Here is an 11,100-nt window from a genome sequence, read left to right on the forward strand (position 1 = left end):
TGGAGGGCAGCAGCGCGCCACGCCAGCGCCGTGGGCGAAAGGCGGAGATCGGCGTGAGCGGCAGCAGATTCGCGGTGAGCGGAATGATCGGGCCATGCGCGGACAGGTTATAGGCCGTGGAGCCGGCCGGGGTGGAAATCAGCACGCCGTCACAAATGAGTTCCGCCAGACGTTCGCGATGGTCGACGCTGATGCGGATTTTCGCCGCCTGGCGCAGCTGGCGGAGCAAGGCCACCTCGTTCATCGCCATCGCCTCCTCAACCACGCCGGAGGCCGTGATGGCATGCATGCGCAACGGGTGCAGCACGCTGGAGAGCGACCGCGCGATGCGGCCGGGCAGGTCGTCCTCATGATATTCGTTCATCATGAAGCCGACCGAACCGCAATTCATGCCATAGACCGGCTGTTTGGTGCCGAGCACCTTGTGCAGGCATTCCAGCATCAACCCGTCGCCGCCCAGAGCGACGATGACGGCGGCGTCTTTCGGCGCGCAGTCCCCATAGCGGGCGGTCAAGCGGTCGCGCGCGGCCTCAGCGGACTCGGTCTGCGCCGCGATGAAGGCGATATCCATGGTCAACGGCGCCACGGCGTCGCCGAGGATGGCGACGTTATGCAAGTCGGCGATGCTCGAGCAGCGGCATGTTCGCCCGCACACGCGCCATCTGCGTTTTGTCGATGGTGGCGGTGGCCCAGCCGAGCCCGTCCGAGGCGCGCGCGACGACATGACCCCAGGGATCGACGATCATCGAATGGCCATAGGTGAAGCGGACATCGCCCTTGGCCCCGCGATGCGGCCCGGTGCAGGCCGGGGCGGCCAGCCAGGTCTGGGTCTCGATGGCGCGGGCGCGCAACAACACTTCCCAATGGTCCTTGCCGGTCTGCAGCGTGAAGGCGGCGGGCAGCATGATCAGGTCCACATGGCGGCGGCGCAGCGCCAGGAACAATTCGGGGAAGCGCACATCGTAGCAGATGGTAAGCCCGACCTTGGTGCCGGCGATGTCGCACGTCACGACCGTTTCGCCCGCGCCATAGGTCTCGCTCTCGCGATAGCCGGTGCCGTCGGGGGTGGTGATGTCGAACAAATGGATTTTGCGGTAGCGCGCCAGCTCCAGGCCGGAGGGGGCGAAAACCAGGCTGGTGTTGAACAGCTGCCCGCCGGCCAGCTCGCCGATCGAGCCGCCATGCACATGGATGCCGTGGGAAACCGCCATCTGGCGCAGGAATTCATAGGCCGCACCACCCGTATCACCGGGCTCCGGCAAAGCCTCCGCCGCGGCGAATTTCGTCTCCCGCGCGCCGCCGAGACAGGTCCAGATCTCCGGCAGGGCGACCAGATCCGGGCGCTCACTGGCCACGGCCCCGGCGATCAGGGCGCGGGCCTGGGCGATGTTCTCTGCCTTGTCCGCCGTCGGCGACATCTGGACCACACTAACCCGCATGAACACCCCATGATCTATCCTCGGGCGAGTATAGCTTTTTTCTGCTCCGGTGACCACGGCCAAGAAAGCGGCCGCTTTTTAAAAAAAGCGGCGCAAAAACTTTTATTATGCTGGGCCATGGGGGTTGGCCCCGACAACGCCCATGGCCCAAATTAACAAAGTTTTTTGCTACTTTTTGTTCACAAAAAGTAGTCTTCCTTTTCACTTACTTCCGCCATGGATCTTGCGGACCAGATAAGTGGGGCGTTGCTTGGTCTCGAGATAGATCCGGCCGATATATTCGCCGAGCAGGCCGATGCTCATCAGTTGCACGCTGCCGAGAAACAGCACCACGACCAGCAGCGAGGCATAGCCCGGCACGCTGATGCCCCGGAGCAGCGTATAAACAACCGTGAACATCGCGTAGATGAAACTGCAGACCGCACCGACGGCGCCGAGATAGGTCCAGATTTTCAGCGGCGCCGTGGAGAAGCTCGTGAAACCCTCCAGCGCGAAATTCCATAGCGCCCAGCCCGAGAATTTGGAAGCGCCGGCTTGGCGCGAGGGGCGCGCATAATCGATGGTGACGGTGCGAAAGCCGACCCAGGCGAACAGGCCCTTCATGAAACGCTGGCGCTCGGGCAACTGCTTCAGCGCCTCGACCACGACACGGTCGATCAGGCGGAAATCCCCGACATTTTCGGGAATGTGCGTTTTCGACACGAGGTTGTGCAGGCGGTAGAACCAGGCGGCGCTCTTGCGCTTCATGACGCCGTCAGCGGCGCGGTCGGAGCGGTGGGCCAAAACCACTTCCGCGCCGGCGCGCCAGGCGGCGACCATCGGCGCGATCAATTCCGGCGGGTCCTGCAGATCGGCATCGATGGGGATCACCGCCTCCCCGCTTGCGGCGTCGATGCCCGCGGTCAGCGCCGCCTCCTTGCCGAAATTGCGCGAGAGCTCGAGCACACGGAAACGCGGATCCGCCTCGGCCAGCGCGACCAATTGTTCCAGCGTGGCATCGGTACTGCCGTCATCCACGCAGACGATCTCCCAGGCGCTGTCCGGAACGGCTTCCAGGCAGGGCATGATGGCGTCGTGAAATGCGCGAATGTTTTGCCCCTCGTTGTAAAAGGGCACGACCAGGGAAAGACGCTGGGTCATTGGGGTTGGACCGAAACGATCATTACACCATCGATTTTTTTTGTTGGCCAGTCAAGCGCGGCAATGGACGCGACCATTTCGGGGTTGGCGCCGGGCCCGACCGCCACATATTGCGTACCGGTCGCCCAGCAAAAACGCGCGAATTCCGCCGCAAAATCCGGCCGCACATAATTGCCAAACAATTCCCCTACGACCGGGTATTTCTGCATCGGCGCGGGGGGGAAGCCCAGATAACCGCCGGTTTGGGTGAAACCGAAACGGTTTTCCATTTGCCAGAAGCTGGAAGGCCCGTTGATGGCGAAAGGCAGGATCAGGATGCGCGGATTGGGCCCGAGAACGGACTCGATTTCGCCCGGGGCAAAAAGCGCCATACGCGGCAGCGCACGCCAGGGATGAGGTTGCGGCAGCAGCGTCACGCAGCAGATCATGCCAAACGCCAGCCGCGCCCAGCGGCGCTCCGCGCGCGCGATCCACAAAGCCGCGATGATCGCCGTCGTCAGCGCAACAAACAGCGCGAAACGTGCCGGCAGGGCGTTGTGAAGGAGCGGCAAATGCATCGCCAAGCTCCAGGGCAGGACGATGGGGGAATAATGACCGGCGATCCACAGCCGGGGCCCGAAACTGCAAATCAGGAAGGCCAGAAAGCACGCGACCAGCAGGCGCCCCTGAGGCCTGCCCCCCTGCTCCCGGGCGAAATGCCAAATGAGAAACAGCAGCGGCAGGCCGAGATAGATATCCTGCTCATGCACGTCGCCATCTAAGTGGCGGGAGAGCGATAAAAACGGTGCGCCGAACAAATTCTCCCGCGACGGGATCACCAGGTCCAGCAGGTCCGCCGTAAAATAATACGGCCACGCATCGGGCAGATGCAGCTGCCAGGCGGTCCTTGCCATGGCGACCAGAAACGGCCCCGCCGCCACGATAACAAATGGCGCCGTCACGAGCGCGTCGGTGAACAGAAGCCGCAATGCCGGCCTCTGCGCTGCCAAGTACAAATAGGCGAACATCCAGGCGATGCCGCCAAACACGAAAATCAGGGCAAAGACTTCGACGCTGGTGTAAAATTGCATGGTCAGCAGCAGTGCGGCGAATGCGACGGCCCGCCGGCGTGTCAACGAACCACCCAGACGGCTCAAAACGACAAGCAGCAAGGCCGGCACGCAGAACACCGCGCTCAAATTCAACGCCGAGGTATTCTGCGCCATTTCATAGCTTGAAAAGCCGAACAGGAAACCGCCGACCAACGACGCGGCCCGATCGTCCGTCAGACGGAAACATACAAGGTAAGCCAGCCACGCACACAGAGCCGGGGCGGCGATGATCAGGACATTATAAGTGACGACCGGCCCGGCGATCGCGGTGAGGGGCGCAAAGAGCAGAGCCAGGGCAGGAATCGAGGTGAGCCAGGGCACGGAAACGCCCAAGGGAGACCATAAAAGCGGTGACGTCAGCAGCGGTAGATGATGCGCGATCGCATAAGGCCACCAGGCCAGAAACCACAGGTAAATGTACGGGTCCGTGCCCTCCCCTGCCAGATATCGTGTTAGCGAAATGCCGTGATCAACCAGCACCAGGGAATAGATAAAATAAGCCGCAAGCGCAACGAAATGCCCGTTCCAGCTCCCGCGTTTTTTCAGCCCCTGCAAGCTTGGCCTTCCAGAAATGACGCCTCTCAGCGTGCATCCATACGACATTCCGCATCCGTGGCAAAATGGACGGAATGCCGAAGGCAGGCGTCTTAGATAAAGGAAAGCGGCCGCTTTTTAAAAAAAGCGGCGCAAAAACTTTTATTATGCTGGGTCATGGGCGTTGGCGCCGACAACGCCTATGACCCAGCATAATAAAGTTTTTTTGCTACTTTTTGTTCACAAAAAGTAGCCTTCCTTATCTCTCTCCCGCTCAGGCCTTCGGGTCGCGCAGCCCCGTCGCGCGGATCCGTTCGGCTTCCTCGTCCCAGCCTGCGCGCTCGTTCACGCGCAGGAACAGGTGTACGTTGCAGTCCAGCAACTGGCTCAGCTCGCGCCGCGCGCGGGCGCCGATATCCTTGATGCGCGCGCCCTTGGCGCCGATCAGAATCGCCTTGTGCCCGGCCCGGGCGACGTAGATCACCGCGTCGATCCGCACCGAGCCATCTTTCTGGGTCTTGAAGCTCTCGGTCTCGACCGTGGTGCCATAGGGCACCTCGTCGCGGGTCTGTAGAAAAACCTGCTCGCGGACGATTTCCGCTGCCAGCAGCCGGTCCGGCAGGTCGGTCAGCTCGTCCTCAGGGTACAGATACGGCCCCTCGGGCAGCTTGGCGGTGCAGAAATCGAGCAGCACCTCGATGCCGTCGCCGGTGGCGGCGGAGATCATGAACACCTGTTCGAATTCCGCCAGCGCGGTGATGTCCTGGGTCAGCGGCAGCAGCCTGTGGCGCTCCAGCAGGTCCACCTTGTTCAGCACCAGCGCCATCTTGCGGCCGGTGGCGGCGGCTTGGGCGATGATGCCGCGCACTGCCTCGGTCAGCCCGGTCTTGGCGTCGACCAGCAGGAGCACATAGTCCGCCTCCCCCGCCCCGTCCCAGGCGGCCGCGACCATCGCCCGGTCCAGGCGGCGCTTCGGCGCGAAAATGCCCGGCGTGTCGACGAACAGGACCTGCGCCTCGCCGCGCATGAGAATGCCCAGCACCCGCGCCCGCGTGGTCTGCGCTTTCGGCGTGACGATGGAGACTTTCGCGCCGGTCAGGCGGTTGAGCAGCGTGGATTTTCCCGCGTTGGGTGCGCCGATCAGGGCGATGAAACCGCAGCGGCTCATGCCGGGAGCATTTCCAGCAACGCCCGCGCGGCCGCCTGCTCGGCGGCGCGCTTGGAACCGGCGTTGCCCCGTGCCGCGTCATCGCCGACACTGACCTTCACCACGAAATGCGGCTCATGCGAGGGGCCGGACATGGTCACCACCTCATAGGCCGGCAGCGGCAGAGCGCGCTTCAACGCCCATTCCTGCAAGGCGGTTTTGGGGTCTTTGGGCGGGATAAACTGTTGTTCGACGACATTACTCAAAACCTTACGGATAAAATCACGGGACGCGGCGAGCCCGGCATCAAGATACAGCGCGCCGATCATCGCCTCCAGCGCGTCGGCCAGCACCGTGGCCTGGGTGCGCACGCCGCGCTTGGACTCCCCCGGGGCCACGCTCAACAAAGCGGCGACACCGTTGGTTTCGGCAACTTGCGCCAAAGCCGGCTTCGAGACCAGGGCCGCCAAACGCGGGCCGAGCTTGCCTTCCTGCTCGTTGGGGAAACGCTCGAGCAGCCACTCGGCGACAACCAGCCCGAGCACGCGGTCACCGATGAATTCCAGCCGTTCGTTGGAGCCCACCCCGCGCGCGCCGGCGGCGGAGCGGTGCGTCAGTGCCTCGGAGAGAAGTTTCGGGCGCTGGAACCGATGGCCCAGCAGCACCTGCGCGTCATCGAGGCCACTCAATTGATGATCTTAAACAACCGGCCCCAGCGGATTTCCAGCGGCCACTCCCAGACCTCATAGAACGGGTGACGCAGGTCAATTGAGAAAAAGATCAGATCCGCCGGGCCGACGACATTCTCCATCGGCACATAGCCGACCGGGCCATCCATGAAGCGGGAATCCTCGCTGTCGTCGCGGTTGTCGCCCATCACGAAGAGGTCGCCGGCCGGCACCGTGTAGAGCGGCGTGTTGTTGGCGAAGCCCTGATCGGTCTCCTTGAGGATCGGATGGTTCTTGCCGTCGGGCAGATGCTCCACGTACTCGGTCGCGACCACCGGGCCGCCGGAGCTGGTATCGGTGTAATTGCCCATCAGCGTTTGGGGCACCAGCTTGCCGTTGATGTACAGCCGGCCCGCGGTCATCTGCACCGTGTCGCCCGGCAGGCCGATCACGCGCTTGATGTAGTCCTCGCTGGGATCTCCCGGCGGGCGGAACACGATGACCTGGCCCATCTTGGGCATGCTGCCGAAAATCCGCCCGGAGAACAGGTCAGGCGAAAAGGGCAGCGAATAATGCGAGTAACCATACGCAAACTTATTTACAAAAAGGTAATCACCCACCAGCATGGTCGGCACCATGCTCCCCGAAGGGATGAAAAACGGCTCGACCAGAAACGTGTGGATCCCCACCGCGATCAGCCCGGCATAGACGACTGTCTTGATAAACTCCACGGTCGACGCGGATTTCCGCTGTGCCGCGGGAACCGCCTTCCGGCCGGCGGAGGAGGATTTTTGACGAAAGAATGCCATAACAATAGCCTATCAGGATGGGCCTAAGCATCAAGCGCGGTGCTTGCAGCTTGTCAAGAAATCGGTGCAGAGAGACACCGCATTCGCCCGACCCGAAGAAAGACATGCGCCCCATGATCAAACAAGCTGGCATCTCTTCCCTCATTGCCGTTGCCGCCGCCGTCGCGATCGCCGCGCCGGCTGTCGCGCGAACCCTCGCGCTGCCCAGCAACTTCTCCATGACCGGCAAGACGCCGCCCCCGAGCGGCCCGGCGCCCGTGCCGGACAGCCCGATCGCCGACCCCAACACCCCGACCCCGCCGGTTTTGTCCGATGTGACGTCCTATGTGCTGATGGATGCCCGCACCGGCGCCATCATCGCCGAGGCCGCCCCGGACCTGCAGGTGGCGCCGGCGAGCCTGACGAAGCTGATGACGGCGCACATCGTGTACCAGGCCGTGAAGAATGGCAGCCTGACCATGAACCAGACGGTCCCGGTCAGCGTGACCGCCTGGCATACCGGCGGCTCGCGCATGTTCATCAACCCGAACACGGATGTCACGGTCGATCAGCTGCTGCACGGGTTGATCGTCGATTCGGGCAACGATGCCGCCGTGGCGCTGGCCCAGGCGGTGGCCGGCACACAGAGCAGTTTCGTGCAGCTGATGAACCGGGACGCTCGCCAACTGGGCCTGACCGATACGAACTATACCGACGTTGACGGCCTGCCCGACCCGGCGCTGCATACCAGCGCGCTCGACGTCGCCAAGCTGAGCCGGGCGATTTTGCAGGACGAGCCGCAGATCCTGAACATCTCCAAACTGCCGAGCTACGCCTACGACAATATCACCCAGACGAGCTGGAACCCGGTTCTGGCTGTAGACCCCACTGTGGACGGGCTGAAGACTGGCCTGACCAATGAAAGCGGGCACTGCATCGATGCCACGGCGGTGCGCGGCGACATGCGGCTGATCGCCGTGGTGATGGGCGGCCCCTCGTGGCAGGCCAGCACAGCGGCGATCGAATCGCTGCTCGATTATGGCCAGAAATTCTTCACGGATGCAGCCATCTCCACGGCCGGCCAGCAGATCGACACGCTGCACAGCGCGGCGCTGAATACCGGCATGGTCCCGGTCGGCGTCGCCAACACCATCAACATGACCGTGCCCTCCGACGGCGCCTCCAAGGTCGCCTACAAGATCACCTATACGGCGGACCTGACGCCGGGCGTGACCAAGGGCGAAACGCTGGGCACGGTCACCTACACGCTGGACGGGAAAGCGCTGGCCAGCAGCCCGGTGATCGCGCTGACCGATGCCCCGCCCGCGAGCTTTTTCACCAAACTGAAGCTGAAACTGAGCAAATATATATGAGCGACACACCTCCCGACCACCTCTCCATCGACCCGAACAGCCCGTTCTTCAACGAGGCCATCCTGGAGCGCGGCATCGGCATCCGCTTCAACGGCGTCGAGAAAAACAATGTCGAGGAATATTCCGTGTCCGAGGGCTGGGTGCGGGTGTCGGTCGGCAAAAGCGTCGACCGCCACGGCAAGCCGCTGACCATGCGGATCAAAGGCACGGTCGAAGCCTATTTCCGCGACACTGCGGAAGGGTAGGAAGGAAGCGCTACTTTTTGTGAACAAAAAGTAGCAAAAAAACTTTATTAATTTGGGTCATGGGCGTTGTCGGGGACAACGCCCATGACCCAGCATAAAAGAAGTTTTTGCGCCGCTTTTTTTAAAAAGCGGCTACTTTCTACTTCGGCCGCACCATGTCGAAACGCGCCTCCGGTCCGATCAAAGCATAGGCGCTCGGCCCGCCGGCGCGCTGGATAATTTCCGCGCCGAACGTGTCGAACACGCCGTCCTTGAGCAGCGTGCGGTCGATATGCACGCCGACCACCTCGCCCAGCACCAACCAGCTGGAGACTGGCACCCCGGCAGCACTCTTCAACTGCACGATGTCGGCCAGCTTGCACTCGAACTGCACGGGGCTGGCGGCGACGCGCGGCGGCGCCACAAGGCGTGACGGCGCCTTTTCCAGCCCGGCCAGCTCGAATTCATCAACGCCATAAGGCACCGAAGCCGAGGTGGCGTTCATTTGCGCGCCCAGCTTGCGGGTTGCCAGGTTCCACACGAATTCGCCGGTCTCCTGCACGTTGCGCAGCGAATTCTTGGCCGCGGTGCTGGAAAAGCCGATGATCGGCGGGGTGTAATTGAACGCGTTGAAAAAGCTGTACGGGGCCAGATTCACCCCACCGTCCGCCCCCCGGGTCGAGACCCAGCCGATCGGCCGCGGACCGATGATGGCGTTGAACGGGTCATGCGCCAGCCCATGTCCTGCGGTGGGTTCATAGAAATGCATTGTAGTCATTCGTCTGTCTCCCGGTTTACCACCGGTATCGCCTCGCCCGCGCGGCAGAGCAAGGATGAGGAAGGCTACTTTTTGTGAACAAAAAGTAGCAAAAAAACTTTGCTATGCTGGGTCATGGGCGTTGTCGCCAACAACGCCCCCGACCCAGCATAAATAAAAGTTTTTGCGCCGCTTTTTTTAAAAAGCGGCTGCTTTCTTCCTTACGCGGGCTCCGCGGAAATGATGACCTGGGCGTAGGCGTAGGGGTATTCATCGGTCAGCGAGACGGCAATGTGCGGCGTATGGCCCGGCGGGATCAGCGCCGCGAGTCGCGCCAGCGCGCCGCCGTGCAGGGTCATGGTCGGCTGGCCGCTGGCCAGGTTGGTGACCCGCAGGTCCGCGAAGAACACGCCGCGCCTGAACCCGGTGCCGAGCGCCTTGGCGCAGGCTTCCTTCGCGGCGAAACGCTTGGCGTAGCTGGCCGCCCTGGCATGCACCCGCCGCTCGGAGCGCGCGCGCTCCACTTCGGAGAAGACGCGTAAGGTGAAACGCTCGCCAAAGCGCGCCAGGCTCGCCTCGATGCGACGGATGTCGCAGATGTCGGAACCGAGGCCGATGATCATGTCTTGGCGCGCTCCACCTGGGCGATGCCGGGGGCCCCGCGCAGCCCGGCGATGACCTGGGACAGATGCCGGACGTCGCGCACCTCCACATCGACCAGCGCCTCGAAGAAATCCTGCTGCCGGTGCACGACCTTGAGATTGGAGATGGCGCCTTCCTGCTTCGCGACGGCGTTGGTCAACGATGCCAGCGCGCCGGAATTGTTGCTCGCGATGACACTGACGCGGCCGATGAAGCGGCTGGATTTACGGTCGCTACGGGCGATCACATCGGCGTCCCAGTCCACGTCGATGAAGCGCTCCGGCGTGGCGGCAAAGGTTTCCAGTGTTGCGCAATCCTTGGTGTGCACCGTGACCCCCTTGCCGGTGGCGACGATGCCGACGATCTTGTCGCCAGGCAGCGGGTGGCAGCAGCCGGCGTAATGCACGTCCATGCCGGAGACGAGGCCGGTGATCGGCATGCCGGCATCGGCCACGCCGACATGGCGCGGCGAGCGCGCGGTGAGCGCCTGGCCCATGAAGCCCGGCAGCATGCGCGGCGCGCGCTGCTCGCGCAGCTCCGGATAGGCGGTGTGGACCACTTCCTTCGCGCCGATGATGCCGGTGTCGACCGCGACGTAGAGATCGTCGAGCGACAGCTGCTTGAGCGTCTTGACGGTCGTTTCCAGCACTTTTTCCGAACCGTCCACGCCTTCCTGGCGGAACGCCTTGGCCAGCGCCGATTTTCCGGCGTCGCGATGCTGCTCGCGCATCTGCTGCGCCAGGAAGCGGCGGATGCGCGCGCGCGCCTTGCCGGTGACGACGAAACGCTCCCAGGCCGGCGACGGCGTGCCGCCGCGCGCGGTGAGAATCTCCACCTGGTCGCCGTTTTGCAGCTCATAGCGCAGCGGCATCAACCTCCCGTTGATGCGCGCGCCGACGCAGGTATCGCCGATCTGGCTGTGCACGGCATAGGCGAAATCGACCGAGGTGGCGCCGCGGGGCAGCTGGATCAGCTGCCCCTTCGGCGTGAAGCAGAACACCTGGTCCTGGTAGAGTTCGAGCTTGGTGTTTTCCAAAAACTCATCCGGCGCCGCGGAGTTATCCAGGATTTCCAGAAGATCCTGCACCCAGCGGAATTGTTTCAAATCAGACTGGCTGGCGTCACTCTGCTTATACAGCCAATGCGCGGCAACACCGTTCTCCGCGATCATCTGCATTTCAGGCGTGCGTATCTGAATCTCGATTTTCTGGTTGCGCGGATGGCGCAATGTGACGCCTGTATGCAGGGACTGATACCGGTTGGCCTTCGGTGTGGAGATATAATCCTTGAACCGGCC

General features: G+C 62.9%; 12 protein-coding genes. 2 read left to right on the forward strand and 10 right to left on the reverse strand.

Annotated features, from left to right (window positions below; genetic code table 11):
• From VGG47_RS01275 to lepB, 7 genes are all read right to left on the reverse strand, one after another.
• The coding region (locus tag VGG47_RS01275; RefSeq protein WP_331535062.1) for an NAD kinase at positions 1-571 on the reverse strand (571 nt) is incomplete at its 3' end.
• Positions 572-608: 37 nt separating this feature from the next.
• On the reverse strand, positions 609-1,439 hold the full coding sequence (locus VGG47_RS01280; protein ID WP_331535050.1) for a carbon-nitrogen hydrolase family protein: 831 nt from the start codon (positions 1,437-1,439) through the stop codon (positions 609-611).
• 201 nt (positions 1,440-1,640) lie between these two features.
• Positions 1,641-2,579 (reverse strand): glycosyltransferase family 2 protein, encoded by a 939-nt coding sequence (locus VGG47_RS01285; protein ID WP_331535052.1) that lies wholly within the window; start codon positions 2,577-2,579, stop codon positions 1,641-1,643.
• Positions 2,576-4,225 carry a hypothetical protein gene (locus VGG47_RS01290; RefSeq protein WP_331535053.1) on the reverse strand — a complete coding sequence of 550 codons (1,650 nt, stop codon included), beginning with the start codon at positions 4,223-4,225 and terminating at the stop codon, positions 2,576-2,578. Before VGG47_RS01290 ends, VGG47_RS01285 begins: the two co-directional genes overlap by 4 nt.
• Positions 4,226-4,478: 253 nt before the next feature.
• The gene (era, locus tag VGG47_RS01295) at positions 4,479-5,372 is read right to left on the reverse strand and encodes a GTPase Era (RefSeq protein ID WP_331535054.1); all 894 of its coding nucleotides are present in this window, start codon (positions 5,370-5,372) and stop codon (positions 4,479-4,481) included.
• A complete protein-coding gene (gene rnc, locus VGG47_RS01300) occupies positions 5,369-6,040 on the reverse strand; it encodes a ribonuclease III (protein ID WP_331535055.1) in 672 nt (223 codons plus the stop codon). Before rnc ends, era begins: the two co-directional genes overlap by 4 nt.
• The gene (gene lepB / locus VGG47_RS01305; RefSeq protein WP_331535056.1) at positions 6,037-6,828 is read right to left on the reverse strand and encodes a signal peptidase I; all 792 of its coding nucleotides are present in this window, start codon (positions 6,826-6,828) and stop codon (positions 6,037-6,039) included. Before lepB ends, rnc begins: the two co-directional genes overlap by 4 nt.
• Positions 6,829-6,941: 113 nt before the next feature.
• On the opposite strand from lepB, the gene VGG47_RS01310 reads away from it, so the two are divergent.
• Positions 6,942-8,180 (forward strand): D-alanyl-D-alanine carboxypeptidase family protein, encoded by a 1,239-nt coding sequence (locus tag VGG47_RS01310; RefSeq protein ID WP_331535057.1) that lies wholly within the window; start codon positions 6,942-6,944, stop codon positions 8,178-8,180.
• Entirely contained in the window at positions 8,177-8,425 is a 249-nt protein-coding gene (locus tag VGG47_RS01315; protein WP_331535058.1) for a DUF3297 family protein, read from the forward strand. Before VGG47_RS01310 ends, VGG47_RS01315 begins: the two co-directional genes overlap by 4 nt.
• 139 nt (positions 8,426-8,564) lie before the next feature.
• On the opposite strand, the gene VGG47_RS01320 is transcribed toward VGG47_RS01315, so the two are convergent.
• From VGG47_RS01320 to VGG47_RS01330, 3 genes are all read right to left on the reverse strand, one after another.
• The gene (locus VGG47_RS01320) at positions 8,565-9,182 is read right to left on the reverse strand and encodes a flavin reductase family protein (RefSeq protein WP_331535059.1); all 618 of its coding nucleotides are present in this window, start codon (positions 9,180-9,182) and stop codon (positions 8,565-8,567) included.
• 200 nt (positions 9,183-9,382) lie between these two features.
• Positions 9,383-9,784 (reverse strand): holo-ACP synthase, encoded by a 402-nt coding sequence (acpS, locus tag VGG47_RS01325; RefSeq protein WP_331535060.1) that lies wholly within the window; start codon positions 9,782-9,784, stop codon positions 9,383-9,385.
• A partial coding sequence (locus tag VGG47_RS01330; protein WP_331535061.1) for a RelA/SpoT family protein occupies positions 9,781-11,100 on the reverse strand: 1,320 nt, incomplete at its 5' end. The genes VGG47_RS01330 and acpS, both read right to left, overlap by 4 nt.

It is taken from the genome of Acidocella sp. (assembly GCF_036489515.1).
Taxonomy (GTDB): Bacteria; Pseudomonadota; Alphaproteobacteria; order Acetobacterales; family Acetobacteraceae; genus Acidocella.